This window comes from uncultured Pseudoteredinibacter sp., assembly GCF_947500695.1.
In the GTDB taxonomy this organism is placed as follows: domain Bacteria; phylum Pseudomonadota; class Gammaproteobacteria; order Pseudomonadales; family Cellvibrionaceae; genus Pseudoteredinibacter.
Genome location: NZ_CANMSS010000002.1, coordinates 649,223 through 665,162, shown reverse-complemented (window position 1 = coordinate 665,162; position 15,940 = coordinate 649,223). Strand labels below are relative to the sequence as shown.

Here is a 15,940-nt window from a genome sequence, read left to right as displayed (position 1 = left end):
ATGCGCTGCGTTGTTTATAGCGATTTAGCAATAGTAAAAATGAATGAGCCATCGCAGAGACTGTCATTGTCAAAGCACTCGGCTTTATTCAAGTCGGTATCGTAATAGCCCAAACTGAAATCAACACCGCCATAACTTTTGTTTAGGGTGATGTTGTAGTCTGCGTATGAATCTGCGCCACCGGTCAAAAAGGCATTTTCACCTGGAGCGGCATTTTGAGTACTGCGATCTAAATCACTAAAGCCATAGTGAATAGCAAGGCTGAAATCTTCCGGCAAAGAAAACTCATAGCCACCATAGATGTAAATCAGTTTGCCAGTTTCTAAGTAGTAGTCATCGGAGTAGTTCACCCCCAAAGTAAAATCTTTGAAAGACACACTACCGTAAACTTCAGCGTAATCATCTACATCAGGAGTACCTGGGTAATCGTAATAAAGGTAACCAACATCGATGGATACATCTTCATTTAAATCAGTGCTGTAACCGATGTAATAATCCAGCTCTAAGCTGTTGGCAAAATCAACATTGGAACCCCAGGTACCAACGTAAACGCCATTTTCAAAATTCACATCGAAGCCACCTTGAATAGCTGGACTGGTGTCAGTCTGTGAAATGCCTCGAAATTTGTAATCGCTGGTTAGCGCAACGTTTGCACTGATTTCTGCAGCCTGGCTTGAAAATGCCGCCAGACTTAAAGCAGCAGCTGATACACAGTTAATGACTCTCTTCATAATTATTCTCCAAGATTTAAGTGCTTGTAAGTTTGTTTATAAGTATTGGCACCGCTCTTAGCGCTTAGGAACGGCCTAGGCCATTCTTTAAGCTATAGCACATGGTGTTTATTCCGCCGCCGGCACTCTAAAACTTCTACCTAGCGACACTCGTGATTGAATCAACTAAATTGCTTATTGCACATCGCGGGCCAACTTTTAATTTTTCTCCTATGTATTGATTTTTCGGGGGATTAAAATCGTTTCGGGGAATTAATGGGCTTTTTTCGCACAGCCCTGGTGCAGTTCTTTTTTCGCATCGAGCAACGCTCATTCTTGGTGCATTATTTTTGGCCCTCTCTTGGTGCAAAACAGGCTTTTATGTATCTTCCTGCAACATGGTTTAAACTAGCGCCCTACTTTTTATCGGGAATGCTCTTCCATGCTGCAAGACTTCGCACAAAAACTCGCCAATGACATTCACCAGGCCATGGAAAACGGCCCTGCGCCTCATAGTCAGCTTCAGCAGATCATTAGCTCTGCGGTAAAACGCTTAAACCTGGTTGGACGTGACGAATTCGATGCCCAGGGCATCGTGCTGCAGCGCAGCCGTGAAAAAATTGATGCCCTAGAGCAGCAATTGACTCAGATGCAACAACAGCTGAAAGAGTTAGAAGAACTTCAAAAGCCCTCTACCAACTCATAACCATCATTCGCAACAAGGCCTATTCCGGCTTTTGCCCGATACTGAATAGTTATAACGGCTGTTAGCCTAATCCCATTACCCCACAGAATATGTGCACTTAGCCGCCACCGGCTTGCTAGGGCCTAGCACTTAAAAGGGCTTCAAAGGGATTAGCTGAACATGTCATTAGCTGTTGTATATAGCCGTGCCAGACTGGGTATTGATGCGCCACTGGTTACGGTAGAAACCCATATTTCCGGTGGTTTGCCCAAGCTCGCCATTGTTGGATTAGCCGAAACGGCGGTCAAAGAAAGCAAAGATCGCGTGCGTAGCGCCATTCTTAATAGTCATTTTGAATTCCCCGCCCGTCGAATAACCGTAAATTTAGCTCCTGCAGACCTCCCCAAAGATGGCGGCCGCTTTGACTTGGCTATTGCTCTGGGCATATTGGCGGCCTCCAAACAGATCCCCCAGGGCGAGTTACAACATTGCGAGCTACTGGGCGAGCTTGCCCTATCGGGCGAGCTTAGGCCTATACCCGCAAGCCTTAGTGCTTCACTGGCGGCCAGCGGACAGCAACGTAAGCTCATTGTGCCAAGGGCCAATGCAGCCGAAGCCGCACTTAGTGCCAATACCAAGGTGCTAGCGGCTGATAACCTGCTACAGGTTTGCGCCCATCTCAATGGCAATCAGCCACTTGATCCCGAGCCGGCAGCAGTGACGACAGAGCGACAGCAGCTCAGCGGTTTAGACATGCAAGATGTTAGGGGCCAAGCCCAGGCCAAAAGAGCTTTAGAAATCGCGGCCGCCGGCGGCCATAACATCTTATTTTTTGGAGAGCCCGGCACAGGCAAAACCATGCTGGCCCAAAGGCTCGGCGATATTCTGCCCGAGCTATCTGAGCAAGACGCCATTCAAGTCGCAGCGATTCATTCTATCCATAAGCCATTTGATATTGCCAAATGGCGTCAGCGCCCCTTTCGCAACCCTCACCACTCGGCCTCGAGCACGGCTTTGGTGGGTGGAGGTGCGAACCCGAAACCGGGCGAGATAAGCCTAGCCCATGGGGGCGTACTTTTTTTAGATGAACTGCCCGAGTTTCCTCGCTCAGTACTGGAGGTTTTAAGAGAGCCCCTGGAAAATGGTGAGATATGTATCTCGAGGGCCAGGGCCCAAGCAACCTATCCCGCACGGTTTCAATTGATCTCAGCGATGAACCCATGCCCTTGCGGTTACTTCGGCAGTCGCCAACGCGCTTGCCGCTGCAGCCCAGAGCAAGTTCAACGCTATCGCATGCGGCTTTCAGGCCCACTATTAGATCGCATCGATCTGCATATCCCCATGCAGACCATTAATAGTGATGAACTGCAAAACGCACCCATTGGCGACAGTAGCCAGTTAATACGCGAGCGGGTAATAGCAGCACAAAAGAGGCAATTACTCAGACAACAGAAACTCAACGCTAACCTAAGCAATACCGAGCTGGATGAAATATTGGCCAACAAGCTAGTCGCCAGCGCCGCAAGCCTTGAACTACTCGCAAAAGCCATGAGCCAACTGAAGTTCTCGGCCAGGGCGTATCACCGCATTTTAAAACTGGCCTTGAGCATTGCCGATCTGGGGGGTGCTCAAACATTGGAAGCGAATCATATCAGTGAAGCCTTGAGCTACCGCGGACTAGATCGAGACAGTCAGTAAATTCCTCTGACAATTGCTCGTCTCATCGCTACAATAGGCGGCCATACACAACAGCTTGATTCACTCGTGTCCCATCTTATCCAACACCTCAACCCACGCCAGAAAGAGGCGGTGCTCTATATCGACGGCCCCACTTTGGTACTGGCTGGCGCCGGCAGTGGTAAAACCAGTGTAATTACCCGCAAGATTGCCTATTTGGTTGAGGAATGTGGCCTAGCGGCCCGCAATATCGCGGCCCTGACCTTTACCAATAAGGCGGCCCGAGAGATGAAAGAGCGGGTGAGTAGCTTGCTGCCCAAAGGAGCAGGGCGAGGCTTAACCGTATCGACATTCCATAACCTAGGCCTGAATATTATTCGCCAAGAGTGCAAAACCCTGGGTTATAAGCCGGGCTTTTCTATTTTTGATGCTGAAGATTCCCGCACCCTGCTAAAGGACTTAATGCTCAAAGAAGGCGATATCGATAGTGACCATTTGGATATGGTGCAAAACCAGATTTCCAACTGGAAGAATGACTTAGTTATCCCGGCCCACGCCAAAAGCAAGGCCCAAAGCAAAGGCGAAGAATTTATCGCCTATGTTTATGAACGCTACACTCAAGCATTGAAAGCCTATAACGCACTGGATTTTGATGATCTCATTCTGATTCCAGTGCAGCTGTTTCATAATGAGCCCGACATACTGCAACGCTGGCAAAAGAAAATACGCTACTTATTGGTGGATGAGTATCAGGATACCAACTCCAGTCAGTACCTACTGGTAAAGCAGTTGGTCGGCGATCGCGGCAAGCTCACGGTAGTAGGTGATGACGATCAGTCGATCTACGCTTGGCGTGGCGCACGCCCAGAAAACATGAGCATGCTACAAAAAGATTATCCTAATTTGCACTTGATCAAGCTGGAGCAAAACTATCGCTCTACTCAGCGCATCCTAAAAACGGCGAACTATTTGATTGCTCACAACCCCCATGATTTTGATAAGGCCTTGTGGAGCGATAAATCCTACGGCGAGCCCATTCGAATTATCCGCTGTGGTAATGAAGACCTTGAGTGCGAGCGGGTGGCCAATGAAATTATTACCCAGCGCCTGCAGCGACAGATTCAATACAAAGATTTTGCCATTCTTTATCGCGGCAACCATCAGGCTCGCCTAATGGAAATCAAGCTGCAGCAACACCAAATACCCTATGCCATGTCAGGCGGCACCTCTTTTTTCTCGCGCACCGAGATTAAAGACATCATGGCCTACTTAAAATTGATCGTGAACCCGGATGACGACAATGCCTTCTTACGTATTGTTAACACCCCTCGCCGACAAATAGGCACGAGCACCCTAGAGGCTTTGGGTCGTTATGCTGGCGATCGACATATTAGCTTGTTTGCCGCGGTTGATGAAATGGGCCTAGCCCGTGAAATCCCTAAGCAAACCTTAGCGAGATTGCTACGCTTTCGCGAATGGGTTTTGCATATCTCTGAGCAGTGTGAGAACGCTAACCCTATTAACGCTCTCAGGGAAATGGTCAATGATATCGACTATGAAGGCTGGCTCGTTCAAAACGCCAGCAGCCCCAAGGTTGCCGAAAAGCGCATGGAGAATGTTTGGTATCTAATCGATTCCATACGTAATTTGCTGGAACGCCAGCAAACCGAAGACGATCTCAATGAGCAGGACATCGGCCTAGAGGCCGCGCTCAATAAATTGATTTTGCGCGATATGCTAGAGCGCAACGAGGAAGAGGAAGAAATGGACCAGGTGCAGATGATGACCCTGCACGCCTCTAAGGGCCTAGAGTTCCCCCATGTCTTTATGCTGGGCTTTGAAGAGGACATCCTGCCCCACCGCACCAGTATTGAAGAAGACAATGTCGAGGAAGAGCGCCGGCTTTGCTATGTGGGCATTACCCGCGCCCAAAAAACCCTCAGCATTACCATGGCTGCCAAGCGCAAGCAGTATGGCGAAATCATCGATACCAGTAACTCACGCTTTCTTGAAGAGCTTCCTGAAGAAGAGATTGAAACCGAAGGCTTTGGCGATCATTGCCCGGTTCGCAACGAACAAAAAGGCCGCATGACCCTCGATAGCCTGCTTGCCGACCTATAATTTCATCACCTAATCCAGTCACTTTATCTTAGTGAAATTAAAAACCGATTGCCTATCGGTTTTCAATCTGCCAGAATCGCCTCACCATTCAAGTTATAGCAATTGAAGATGCAGCTAGGCGATTTAGAAAAACAAGTTTTACATACACTTTGGCAACAGGCGCCCGCCTCAGCCAAAGAGGTTTATGCCATTCTGAGCAAAAGCCGGGGCGGTTCACTCAATACCATTCAGAGCACCTTGGATCGATTGTACAAAAAAGAGCTGCTAAGCCGTGCTAAAGAAGGGCACGCTTGGTATTACTCGCCGCGTGTCGAACGTCGTCAGTTGATCGCTAAAATTATCAATCAGGCCACCGAGGAATTTGCCGAGCATCAGCAAAGCGGTCTTATTGCGGCCTTTGCCTCCATGTCTGAAGAATTAGATGCAAAACAGCTGGATGAACTTGAAACCATGATTCAAGAACGCCGCCAAGCTTTGGAAAGGCGTTAAGATAATATGTTGAACACACTATTAAGCTTGTCTCACTTTAGCGGTGTGTTTTTGCTAGCCTTGCTAGCAAGTCTTATCATATTTAATGTTCTCGCCAGCCTTCTTTCCTTAGAGCTTCTGAAAAGAGCCTTTAATCAATGCCAGGCTCAATTGCGCTTAAGATTCCTAGGACTGCTTGCTAGCACACCATTACTCATTGCCGCTCTTAGCACTGCTGCGGTTTGGGGCTTGACCAATAATCCCCAGCTATCCAACCGCTATCTTCACTGGCATCATGTCCCAGAGCAACTTAGCGGGCACAGTATTAGCGGTTTCCTATTTGGGGTTTTATTGATTGCTTTTATTGTTATCAGATTACGACGCTGGCAAAAAGCTCAAAAACTATTTGCATTGTTGTGTAAGAAGGATGAATACAGTAAGAGGAATGAGCATAGCGCTCAATTGGGAACGACTCATACGGCCTCGCCCCAGCCTCTCGCTTTTAGTTTTGGATTGGCTAAAGACAGTTATTATATAAGCCCCAAGCTAGAGCAATTGCTTTCAAAGGAAGAGCTTCACATTGTAACAAGCCACGAGCAAGCACACTGTCAGTTTCGAGATCCAGCAAAGCTGTTTGTTTTTAAGGCGCTTATTGAACTTTGCTTCTACCCCTTTCGCCAAAATCTACTCAAGCTTTATTTACTCGCCATGGAAGAGCGAGCTGATTTAGCCAGCCAATCTGCCGGCTGTAATCGCTTCGATATTGCCAGCACTTTAATCAAAGTCGCTCGTTTACAGCAATTACAAAATCAAGCTAAGGCTCAAGCAATGGCAACTTGTGCTTTTAGTGATAGTTTTATCAAAGCAAGAGTAGAAGCCCTAAGCTCGGAAAGAAAAACATCTCGCTGGCTTGGTGCTCTATTATTGCCAATGCTGGCTATCACTATCATGATGATATTCTCTATCGATAGCGTGCATCATCTAAGCGAAAGCGCCCTGCTTTTCGTTTTATAAATTCACCCAAGCCAAACAGGTAAAAATGTGACAGACAAACAACAACTCACAATAAGAAAAAAACCGATTAACGATCGGCTTTTTGGCAGAGTATTACTTTTAGCTTTGACAATATTGTTCAGCAGCTTCGCCATCGCTCACGGAGTGGACGAGCAAACCCGTTTGTTTCTACAAAGCAACACTGGTGCTAACTTCATACCCTTTATGTATATAGGCGCCAAGCATATGATCACTGGTTATGATCATTTGCTGTTTTTATGTGGAGTCATTTTCTTTTTATTCCGCACCCGAGATATTTTAATCTACGTCAGCTTATTTACCTTAGGGCATAGCACGACGCTACTGTTAGGTGTGCTAATGGAAGTGCAGCTCAATGCCTATCTTATCGATGCTGTCATCGCCTTATCCATCGTCTATAAAGGCTTTGATAACCTCGGCGGCTTTCGAAAACTTTTAGGCAAAAGCCCCAATAGCAAACTGGTAGTATTTATCTTTGGCTTATTTCATGGCTTTGGCCTGGCCACCAAGTTGCAGGAGTTTCAATTACCCCAAGATGGGCTACTCAGCAATTTAATCGCTTTTAATGTGGGTGTAGAGCTAGGTCAGTTTGCCGCATTAGCGATGATTCTAATTGCGATTAGTGCTTGGCGTCGCCATAGCAGCTTTATGCGCTTCGCAACCGTAAGTAATACCCTATTGATGAGTTCCGGCTTTTTACTAATGGCCTTGCAACTCAGCTTGTACTTTCAATCTTAAAGTAGGAATTTACCATGGAACAAAATTTATCCGGGCCAGCACTCATCAAAGCAACTCTTATTGCATTGGTTCTGGCCGCTATCGTCTTCGTTACTACCGTCATGCCAGCTGAATTTAACTCAGATCCAACTGGCATAGGAAAGACTCTTGGCCTAACCGCTATCGCCGAAGCCGAAGAAGAAAACGAAGTGCAATACAGCATAAGTAATGGTGAGCTTCGCGAAGACACCATTGAAATCGTAGTGCCCGCAGGTAAAGGTATTGAATACAAACTATTTATGAATCAATTCCAAAAAGTCGAGTACGAATGGCTGAGTGTAGGCGATGCGCTTTACTTCGATTTGCACGGTGAACCAGAAGGAGATACCACGGGATATTTTGAAAGCTATGCCATCGCCACTTTAGCTGAGATGAAAGGTAGCTTTACCGCACCATTTACAGGAACACATGGCTGGTATTTTAAAAACAGCAGCCCTGATGACATAGAAATTTTATTACAACTTAAAGGCCAATACAGCCTCGCTAACAAACCTTAAGCCCAACACACTAAACCTACAAAAGGAACGACAATGAAAAAAATAATGACAGCCATGTTATTAACTATCTTAAGTTTTAACAGCCAATGGTTAGCGGCACATGCCGATCACGGTTTTATCAATGCCGGCCAAGCGCAAGCCATTGCACTAAGCATGACCAAAAAGTTGAGCTTAAAAGATTTGGGTTACAGTGTCGGGAAGCTCGATGCGAGCTGGCGTAAAATTAGCAGCGAGAACATCACTGTTTTACCAAGTGATTCCGGCAAGCATCAAGTCAAAGTCAATAACCCAGCAAACAATAACAGTATTATTGTTAGTATTTCAGCCACAGGTGATGTACTAACGGTAAAAGCTGCCCAGTAAATTTGATAAAAAATAGACCCGCAATAAAAAAGGCCTTATTAATTAAGGCCTTTTTTATTTTGGCAGTAAAGCCAATGGAATTTGGTGGCCCTGAGCCCCACGGTGTAAGAGTTACAAAAGCAAACAACCTAGAATCTAAACGATAGCGCAACTGTTGGCTTGGGACATACCCTGCTCGGCCTTGAGTCACCGTGCGCTGTTTGGTTTTGTTCTTCTCTTTGTCACCTCTGTGGAGCCCAAGGTCTGAGAATAAGCATACGCATTTCTTAATGGCTTTGCATGATTTTCCGCGACAAATGGCGGCGATTTAACAACCGTTTTGGCCTAAGAACTTTAGTATTAAGAATAAGAAAGAATCAGTTTACATGGCGCCTAATCTTTACACTTAAAGTGAAAAATAGCTTTTGAAGCTAAGCACTTGTTAAACATAAAAAAAGCCGCACTGGAGCGGCTTTTTTGGCTTTTATATAAGGGAACTTTTTAAAACTCCCTTACCCCCTTTAGTCAAACAAGGGGAGAAAATAGTAGTTACTTACTATTTTCTAGCATATGGTCAACGGCAGCTTTTAGCTCGTCGTCAGAGCAATCCATACACATACCCTTTGGCGGCATGATGCCGTTTAGGCCGTTGATTGCGCTACCGTATAGCACATCCATACCTTTAGAAATACGCGGCGCCCAAGCTGCAGCATCACCCAACTTAGGAGCACCTGATGCGCCAGTGGTATGACAGGCCATGCAGCTTGCGTTGTATACATCAGCGCCAGAACGAGGACCTGCAGCTACCGGGGCAGCAGGAGCGGCGGCACATGCTTCACCGGACATACAAACATCGCCGATTGGCGCAATACGCGCTTTAACAGAATCATCTGCAGCGAAGACCGCAGCAGAAACTACAGCGGCAGCGGCCGCCATGGAAAACAGGCTAATTACTTTTTTCGCGTGACTCACGGTTTTGTCCTCTTTGGTTGCTCCGGGTTTACCGGGCAGCTTGATTGTGCACATTTGCTATCAGGCGGGCACAATCCATTGGCTACGGCTATTGCAGCTGTTCGACCTTCTCGGCCAAATCTATATGGCTATCCACTGACAGCCTACAAAGCGTCGGCATTATAGCGCCTTGGCCCCTAAGTTGAAACTAAGAAGGCCTTAGGAATCATAAGGATAGCGCAATAATGTACAAAATCCGTCGAATCCGCTGTGTTAGACTGGCCAAATGAGCCGTGCAACTAAAGACAAAGCCCTTGAACAGGCCACCTATCACCACGCCCAGGAGCTAGGCGGGCTAGCGCTATTGAAAGCCAGCTATCAACAGCAAAACTTTAGTAAGCACACCCACGAAGGCTATACAGTCGGGGTCATTGAAGCCGGCGCCCAGCAATTTTATCGCACTGGCGATAATCATATTGCCCCCCAATACAGCATTATTTTGGTGAATGCCGACCAGGTTCACACTGGCTGTGCTGCTAGCCAAGGCGGCTGGTCTTATCGAGCTATCTACCCAACGCCCGAGCAGTTTTTTAATGGCGATGAGAATGGAGATTGCGATACAGGCATCTGCCCTGACGGCGCGCCCTATTTCCCCAATGCCGTAGTGGAAGACCCACAGATGGCCGACATGTTAAGGCACTGCTTCAGTGTTCTAGAGCACTCCGATAATCGTCTACTGCGCGAAAGCCTGCTACTCAGCTGCCTGCAACAGTTGGTGCAACGCCACAGCATGGCGAGGGGCACAGCGCTTATCAGTTGCGATGCCAAACCGCAATTATTAAGGGCCAAGCAGCTACTTGATGACATACCCGAGTCGGATATCAGTTTAGAGGAGTTGGCCAAGCTGGCCGGGATTAGCCAATATCACTTTATCCGCCAGTTTCAAAAGCACTTTGAGCTCTCGCCACACGCTTACCAGATTCAAGCACGCCTGCGTAAAGCCAAGCAATTGATCCACCACGGCCACAGTCTATCTAATGCGGCTCATAGTGCAGGCTTTCATGATCAGAGCCACTTTCATCGGCACTTTAAAGCCGCCATGGGAGTGACACCAGGTCGCTTTGCCAAACAAATACGCAACCATATACAAAACAGCACAATGCGCTCTCATTAAGCTGTTTTGAATTATTGATCAGGCCTAACATTTTAAGCCCCGCCTCTCAGCGAGTAGTTTTATGTCCCACACAGTCGACCCCAACAGCAAGCCGCCAAGCAAAGAGCTTTGGCTAGGCACCATCGCCATGACCCCACTCAGTATTGCGGTAGCTCCTTGGGGGTTTTTAGTGGGTGCCTATGCTTTGGAGGTTGGCTTAAGCCCGCTTGAAGCCCAATCGCTATCGCTGTTTGTCTTTGCAGGCACTTCACAACTGGTGGCACTGGGCTTACTGCAAGCTCAGGCCGGCTTCGTGGCGATTATGTTAACCACCGCCCTGATTACTAGCCGCCACCTACTTTATAGCATGGCCCTGCGCGATAAAATCAGCCCCCTGCCTGCCCGCTGGCGCTATGGCTTGGGTTTTTTATTAACCGATGAATTGTTTGTCCACACCCCCAGCAATGACGGTAAGCCACTCAATAAATGGTATGCGCTAGGTGCTGGTTTAAGCTTTTATATCGCCTGGAACCTAGCAACTTTACTGGGTATTTTAGCGGGCAGTGCCATTCCAAACCTTACCGAGCTGGGCCTAGAGTTCGCCGTCGTAGCAACTTTCACGGCCATGCTGGTGCCTATGATCCGCTCCCTTGCCATTGCTTGCTGCTGCGCCACTGCCAGCACGGTGGCTGTTTTGGGCGCGGTAATGGACTGGCAGGCGGGGCTTCTGCTGGCCATTTTAAGCGGCATGTTTGCAGGCTTTATATTTGAGCAGGCGCAGGAGTATCTACAGTGATTGCCTTAACGCTAGCGGCCATGGCGCTATTGGTATTTGCCAGTCGCTATCTGTTTTTAGAACCTAGATTGCCTATTGAACTCGGCCCAAAGCTACGTCGCCTTATGGGATATGCCACGCCTGCCGTTCTTTCAGCCGTAATTGCACCGATGGTATTAAGCCACCAAGGGGAGCTCGTCACTGATTGGCAAAACCCTTATTTACTGGGCGCCATCGCCGCTGTTTTGATCATGCTGTTAACCAAAAACACCTTACTGAGCACCGTGTTAAGCATGGTGCTATTTGTGATGCTCAAGTTTTGGCTCTTTGCCTAAGGCCACTTAAGCAAAGGGCTGAGAGAAAGCTAGCAGCCCAAAATCAACAAAATGATGATTTTTTAAGCATCATTACATTTGTTATTGTAAATGGCCATTTTAAGTAATATTCTATTACTATATTAAATTGGTACATTAAAACAATACGGGTTGATTATGTCTGAACAGGATCTTTTCGCTGAGGGCCTGCAGCGACAAAGCGCAAGGCGGAAGCTCACCGAGCTGCTAGGCGAGCAAACCATTAAAGATTTGCACCGTCGCTCTAATTGGATGGGGTTGTGGTCTATTGCCTCTTGCTGGGGCGCCATTGCGATTGCCTTTGGCATGATTGTCTGGGCGCAAACACAAGTGCTGTGGCTTGCTTTACCAACAATTATTATTGCCTTAGCGATCTTGGGTGGCCGCCAATTAGGCTTGGCCATATTGATGCACGAAGCTTCCCATCGCGCACTATTTGAAAATGTTTGGCTCAACGACAAACTCTCAAATTGGTTGTGCGGACATATCATCTTCTTAGATGTCGAAAAATACCGTAAGCATCACTTTGTACACCATGCCAAAACCGGCACCAGTGACGATATTGATTATTCATTGATACGTGGTTTTCCCACAAGCCAGGCCTCACTAGTTCGCAAGCTATCACGAGATTTTTTTGGTATTACCGGCTTTAAAAATCTTATCGGCGTGTATTTGATGAACGCCGGCTATGTGAAGTGGACAGTAGCAAGTGATATCGAAAAGCTGCCACGCAATGGCCGCAGCCATCTCGACTATTTTATTAACTTTTTAAAAGAAGCTTGGCCCAGCTTAGTCGCCAATGTGATTCTATTTACTCTGCTGTGGGCTATTGGCCACCCAGAGCTCTATCTGGCCTGGTTTGTGGCCTATCTTAGCCCTTATCTTTTATTCACCCGCATTCGAGCCCTAGCCGAGCACGCCATGACAGAGCAGTGCCCCGATATGCTGAAGAATACCCGCAGCACCAACGCCGGTCCAATTGCGCGCGCCTTATTTGCGCCATTCCGTGTGAACTATCACATCGAGCATCATGCTTTGGCGTCTATTCCCTATTGGCAGCTACCTAAACTGCACAAATTATTACGCGAGAAAAACGCGGTGCCTAAACCACCGGGCTATTGGTATGTACTCAAACTCGTGTCCTCGAAAGATTTACAGGCTGCTTAAAGTAGCCGCAAAAAATTTAGAAACCGCTTTCAACTAGGTATCGCTAAAAGCGAAAAACAGGTATTACTATGAGCGAAAGAATTATTGATGTTTGGATGCAGCATCCAAATTTGGAGTTCTCTAATCATGAGATGTTTGCGTCATTACGCCGCTGGAATAAAACCGATATTTTAACCGAAGCTATCCCTCTAGACTGGACCTTAGCAGCCATGGATCAAGCGGGTATTGATAAATCTCTGGCCTGCGCCTGGTCTAGCCCTAATGGCTATTTGATCTCCAACGAAGAAGTAGCGGACATCGTGCAAAAAGCACCTGATCGTTTTGTTGGCGTAGCAGGCGCGAATCTAGCCAAGCCAATGGAAGCCGTACGCGAGCTTCGCAAGTGGGTAAGTGAATACGGTTTTAAAGCCTTGCGCATCGTGCAGTGGGTTTGGAACCTGCCACCCACCGATCCTTTGTACTACCCACTGTATGCCGAGTGTGTAAACCTAGGCGTTCCAATTTGCTTGCAAGTGGGTCACACCGGGCCGCTTCGCCCTTCAGAGACTGGCCGCCCTATTCCTTATATCGACCAGATTGCTTTAGACTTCCCTGAGCTACAAATTGTCGGGGGCCATGTGGGCTACCCATGGACAACCGAAATGATCGCCGTTGCCACCAAGCATGAGAACGTCTTTATTGATACCTCGGCCTACTCAGCCAATCGCTTCCCGCCAGAGCTGGTTGAATTTATGAAGAGCAATGGCCGCAAGAAAGTTATGTTTGGCACCAACTACCCGATGATTACCCCTGAAAAATGTTTACGCGACCTCGACAGCTTAGGCATGGATGAAGAGAGCCGTGCGCTATTCTTGTCTGGTAACGCCGAGCGCGTATTCAAGTTATAAGCTCGGCTTAACATTAAAGGGCAGAGTGATTGATTCCGCCCTTTTGATAATTTGTTCACCGTAATAGATATTTCAGGGCATGCAATGAAGGCACGATTTTATTTCGATTATATTTCTCCTTATGCGTTTATCGGTTGGCAAAAACTCAATCAACTTCGCCAAAACACCGGTTTAGAAATCGAACCCGTCCCCCTCTTATTCGCTGGTTTATTAAGAGCCTACGGTCAAATTGGCCCAGCTGAGCATCCAGCCAAGCAAAAATGGATGCAAAAGAACATTGCGCGCAAATGTGAAGAAATGGGCATTGCCATTAAAGCACCTCAGTTTCACCCTTTTAATCCTTTACTAGGCTTAAGAATCGCAGCCGAAGAACAGGATTTATCGGTGCGAGAGAAAATTATCGATGCCCTCATGAGCGCGGTATGGCAACAGCAAAAGCATATCAGTGAAGAGCAAGATGTCATTGATGCGCTTGATCAAGCTGGCCTAGATTCATCAGCGCTAATCAAACAGGGCCTAAGCAAAAGTGCCAGTGATAGGCTTAAAAGCAATACCGAAGAAGCCATCAAGCAGGGTGTTTTTGGTGTGCCTACCATCGTGATTGATGAGGAATTGTTTTTTGGCCAGGATGATTATCGCTATATCGAACTTTATCTTGCCAACAAAGACCCAAGCAAGAATGAACAAGGGCAAGATTGGTTGAGTAGCGAATGGCAAGCATCTTCTATGCGTAAGGAAATGAAGCAAAGAAGCTAGCATTGAACAACCAACTTCAAAAAACAAAAATCAAACAATAAGCACCGAACAACAAGAGTCAAACAATAAGAAGTGAGTTAAAGCATGAGTGATTTACAACTGTGGACCGCCGCCACCCCCAACGGCTGGAAAGTCAGCCTAATGATCGAAGAGCTGCGAGAAACTGGCCATGCATTAGAAGGCTTGAGAGTTCGCACAATCGACCTAATGGCCGGCGAGCAGTTCGAAGAAAAGTTCAGTCGCCGAAACCCCAATCAAAAAATCCCTCTGTTTATTGATGGCGACCTTAACCTCATGGAAAGCTGCGCCATTGTTCAGTATCTCGCTGAAAAATACCCTAGCGATTTATTACCCGAGGAGAAAAAATGGCAAATTCTACCCTGGGTATACTGGCAAGCTGCCAATGTCGGCCCGGCCTTTGGCAATAAACTTAGCTACACCCGCTATATGAGTGATGTACCACAAGAACAAAAAGTACATCCACTCAATCGTTTTAATAAAGAAGCCCAACGCCTGGCGGGAATTATTGAAGAACAGCTTAGCCAACAGAATTTTATCTGCGGCGAATCGCTAAGTATCGCCGATATTGTTATCTACCCTTGGGTACGAGGCTGGAAGTGGAGCAAGGTTGATATGAGCGATAAACCGAATATCTTAGCTTGGTTAAAACGCTTACGCTCACGCCCAGCTTTCGAACGTGGCCTAGCTTATGGTGCACCGGAAGGTGAAGTAGACCAGTGGAGTGAAGAGACCAAAGCGAGATACGCAAAAGCCGGCAATAAAATCAGCCAATAAACATCGTGCCCAAACTCGGGGTCAGAACCCATGAGTTCTGACCCCACCATCATCAAAACCAGGGGTCGGAACCCTTGGGTTCTGACCCCAATATCGAAGCCACTTATCTAAACCATTAAACAGCGGCAATTAACTCATAAGCCCCGGCCTTTAAAGCTTCAACCCCTGACTTCCCACTCAAGCGATTCTGCATAGCCACGCCAAACAAATAACTGCCTAATATCGTGGCACGTTGATCACAATCCGTTTTTTTATCCAAACGCCCTTCGTTTACTGCCCGCTCAAAAAAAGAAGCCAATAAAGTTTGCACCATTTGGTGCTGCATCAACACGCGATCTCGAATACTGGGCAACTCTGTTAAACTGGCTGCAACCAACACAAAATAAGCCTGATAGCTGGCCTTGTTCTGAATGTCGTCAAAGTGAATATCGGTGTATGTTTTCAATGCATCTAAGCCACTTAGCTCATCCACATTACATTCTTTTAGACGATTTACTTGCTCTTGATATAGGCGGTCCATCAGACGGGCATACATGGTATCGCGCTTACCAAGACGGGTAGTGGTTAGACCACGGCTATAGCCTGCTTGCTTACCAATTCTGTCGCAGGTCGCAGCCGTTACCCCTTCGCTATTTACGATATCAACAAGAGCATCAAATAGCTTTTGCTCGGATTCAGCCTTGCGCTCAGCTTGGCTCTTTCTACTGTCGTTCATATTTTCGGCTCAAGGGCTCTAATTTTTACAGAGGCTTATTTTTATGCATTGTTTACATATTTGCCAGAGCCAGTGTAAC

At 47.1% G+C, this 15,940-nt stretch carries 18 protein-coding genes; 15 read left to right on the top strand and 3 right to left on the bottom strand.

The features are described 5' to 3' along the window. Positions 1-14 precede the first annotated feature (14 nt). Complete coding sequence (locus tag Q1A08_RS06550) at positions 15-731, bottom strand: TorF family putative porin (protein ID WP_299771045.1); 717 nt, start codon at positions 729-731, stop codon at positions 15-17. Positions 732-1,152: 421 nt separating this feature from the next. Here Q1A08_RS06550 and Q1A08_RS06545 point away from each other — a divergent pair, with 421 nt between their 5' ends. The 8 genes from Q1A08_RS06545 (at position 1,153) to Q1A08_RS06510 (ending at position 8,330) form a co-directional block, all read left to right on the top strand. Continuing rightward, entirely contained in the window at positions 1,153-1,416 is a 264-nt protein-coding gene (locus Q1A08_RS06545) for an accessory factor UbiK family protein (protein WP_299771043.1), read from the top strand. Positions 1,417-1,575: 159 nt separating this feature from the next. Further along, on the top strand, positions 1,576-3,093 hold the full coding sequence (locus Q1A08_RS06540) for a YifB family Mg chelatase-like AAA ATPase (RefSeq protein ID WP_299771041.1): 1,518 nt from the start codon (positions 1,576-1,578) through the stop codon (positions 3,091-3,093). A gap of 78 nt (positions 3,094-3,171) precedes the next feature. Next, entirely contained in the window at positions 3,172-5,193 is a 2,022-nt protein-coding gene (gene rep / locus Q1A08_RS06535) for a DNA helicase Rep (RefSeq protein ID WP_299771118.1), read from the top strand. 108 nt (positions 5,194-5,301) lie between these two features. Further along, on the top strand, positions 5,302-5,682 hold the full coding sequence (locus Q1A08_RS06530; protein WP_299771039.1) for a BlaI/MecI/CopY family transcriptional regulator: 381 nt from the start codon (positions 5,302-5,304) through the stop codon (positions 5,680-5,682). A gap of 6 nt (positions 5,683-5,688) precedes the next feature. Then, the gene (locus Q1A08_RS06525; RefSeq protein ID WP_299771037.1) at positions 5,689-6,675 is read left to right on the top strand and encodes a M48 family metalloprotease; all 987 of its coding nucleotides are present in this window, start codon (positions 5,689-5,691) and stop codon (positions 6,673-6,675) included. 105 nt (positions 6,676-6,780) lie between these two features. After that, entirely contained in the window at positions 6,781-7,431 is a 651-nt protein-coding gene (locus tag Q1A08_RS06520) for a HupE/UreJ family protein (protein ID WP_299771116.1), read from the top strand. A gap of 14 nt (positions 7,432-7,445) precedes the next feature. Then, a complete protein-coding gene (locus Q1A08_RS06515; protein ID WP_299771036.1) occupies positions 7,446-7,967 on the top strand; it encodes a hypothetical protein in 522 nt (173 codons plus the stop codon). Positions 7,968-8,000: 33 nt separating this feature from the next. Then, positions 8,001-8,330, top strand: a complete 330-nt coding sequence (locus Q1A08_RS06510; RefSeq protein ID WP_299771034.1) for a DUF6488 family protein — start codon at positions 8,001-8,003, stop codon at positions 8,328-8,330. Between the two features lie 528 nt (positions 8,331-8,858). On the opposite strand, the gene Q1A08_RS06505 is transcribed toward Q1A08_RS06510, so the two are convergent. Further along, on the bottom strand, positions 8,859-9,245 hold the full coding sequence (locus Q1A08_RS06505; RefSeq protein WP_299771114.1) for a c-type cytochrome: 387 nt from the start codon (positions 9,243-9,245) through the stop codon (positions 8,859-8,861). A 301-nt stretch (positions 9,246-9,546) separates the two neighbouring features. Between Q1A08_RS06505 and Q1A08_RS06500 the strand changes: the two genes are divergently transcribed. The 7 genes from Q1A08_RS06500 (at position 9,547) to Q1A08_RS06470 (ending at position 15,146) form a co-directional block, all read left to right on the top strand. Next, positions 9,547-10,434 carry an AraC family transcriptional regulator gene (locus Q1A08_RS06500; protein WP_299771032.1) on the top strand — a complete coding sequence of 296 codons (888 nt, stop codon included), beginning with the start codon at positions 9,547-9,549 and terminating at the stop codon, positions 10,432-10,434. A gap of 61 nt (positions 10,435-10,495) precedes the next feature. Then, on the top strand, positions 10,496-11,209 hold the full coding sequence (locus Q1A08_RS06495; RefSeq protein WP_299771030.1) for an AzlC family ABC transporter permease: 714 nt from the start codon (positions 10,496-10,498) through the stop codon (positions 11,207-11,209). Beyond that, positions 11,206-11,523, top strand: a complete 318-nt coding sequence (locus Q1A08_RS06490) for an AzlD domain-containing protein (protein WP_299771028.1) — start codon at positions 11,206-11,208, stop codon at positions 11,521-11,523. The genes Q1A08_RS06495 and Q1A08_RS06490 overlap by 4 nt, the downstream gene beginning before the upstream one ends. A gap of 156 nt (positions 11,524-11,679) precedes the next feature. Next, on the top strand, positions 11,680-12,708 hold the full coding sequence (locus Q1A08_RS06485; protein ID WP_299771026.1) for a fatty acid desaturase family protein: 1,029 nt from the start codon (positions 11,680-11,682) through the stop codon (positions 12,706-12,708). 68 nt (positions 12,709-12,776) lie between these two features. Then, positions 12,777-13,595 carry an amidohydrolase family protein gene (locus Q1A08_RS06480; RefSeq protein WP_299771024.1) on the top strand — a complete coding sequence of 273 codons (819 nt, stop codon included), beginning with the start codon at positions 12,777-12,779 and terminating at the stop codon, positions 13,593-13,595. 84 nt (positions 13,596-13,679) lie between these two features. Next, entirely contained in the window at positions 13,680-14,351 is a 672-nt protein-coding gene (locus tag Q1A08_RS06475) for a 2-hydroxychromene-2-carboxylate isomerase (RefSeq protein WP_299771022.1), read from the top strand. Between the two features lie 84 nt (positions 14,352-14,435). Then, complete coding sequence (locus tag Q1A08_RS06470; RefSeq protein WP_299771020.1) at positions 14,436-15,146, top strand: glutathione binding-like protein; 711 nt, start codon at positions 14,436-14,438, stop codon at positions 15,144-15,146. 115 nt (positions 15,147-15,261) lie between these two features. Here the strand turns inward: Q1A08_RS06470 and Q1A08_RS06465 are convergent, their stop codons facing one another. Then, entirely contained in the window at positions 15,262-15,861 is a 600-nt protein-coding gene (locus Q1A08_RS06465) for a hypothetical protein (protein WP_299771018.1), read from the bottom strand. Positions 15,862-15,940 lie beyond the last annotated feature (79 nt).

Coding starts and splice junctions, on each gene's coding strand:
- Q1A08_RS06475 (WP_299771022.1), top strand. CDS start 13,680: ATGAAGGCACGATTTTATTTCGATTATATTTCTCCTTATGCGTTTATC.
- Q1A08_RS06485 (WP_299771026.1), top strand. CDS start 11,680: ATGTCTGAACAGGATCTTTTCGCTGAGGGCCTGCAGCGACAAAGCGCA.
- Q1A08_RS06530 (WP_299771039.1), top strand. CDS start 5,302: ATGCAGCTAGGCGATTTAGAAAAACAAGTTTTACATACACTTTGGCAA.
- Q1A08_RS06470 (WP_299771020.1), top strand. CDS start 14,436: ATGAGTGATTTACAACTGTGGACCGCCGCCACCCCCAACGGCTGGAAA.
- Q1A08_RS06545 (WP_299771043.1), top strand. CDS start 1,153: ATGCTGCAAGACTTCGCACAAAAACTCGCCAATGACATTCACCAGGCC.
- Q1A08_RS06550 (WP_299771045.1), bottom strand. CDS start 731: ATGAAGAGAGTCATTAACTGTGTATCAGCTGCTGCTTTAAGTCTGGCG.
- Q1A08_RS06525 (WP_299771037.1), top strand. CDS start 5,689: ATGTTGAACACACTATTAAGCTTGTCTCACTTTAGCGGTGTGTTTTTG.
- Q1A08_RS06495 (WP_299771030.1), top strand. CDS start 10,496: ATGTCCCACACAGTCGACCCCAACAGCAAGCCGCCAAGCAAAGAGCTT.
- Q1A08_RS06505 (WP_299771114.1), bottom strand. CDS start 9,245: ATGGCGGCCGCTGCCGCTGTAGTTTCTGCTGCGGTCTTCGCTGCAGAT.
- Q1A08_RS06515 (WP_299771036.1), top strand. CDS start 7,446: ATGGAACAAAATTTATCCGGGCCAGCACTCATCAAAGCAACTCTTATT.
- Q1A08_RS06540 (WP_299771041.1), top strand. CDS start 1,576: ATGTCATTAGCTGTTGTATATAGCCGTGCCAGACTGGGTATTGATGCG.
- Q1A08_RS06500 (WP_299771032.1), top strand. CDS start 9,547: ATGAGCCGTGCAACTAAAGACAAAGCCCTTGAACAGGCCACCTATCAC.
- Q1A08_RS06480 (WP_299771024.1), top strand. CDS start 12,777: ATGAGCGAAAGAATTATTGATGTTTGGATGCAGCATCCAAATTTGGAG.
- Q1A08_RS06465 (WP_299771018.1), bottom strand. CDS start 15,861: ATGAACGACAGTAGAAAGAGCCAAGCTGAGCGCAAGGCTGAATCCGAG.
- Q1A08_RS06510 (WP_299771034.1), top strand. CDS start 8,001: ATGAAAAAAATAATGACAGCCATGTTATTAACTATCTTAAGTTTTAAC.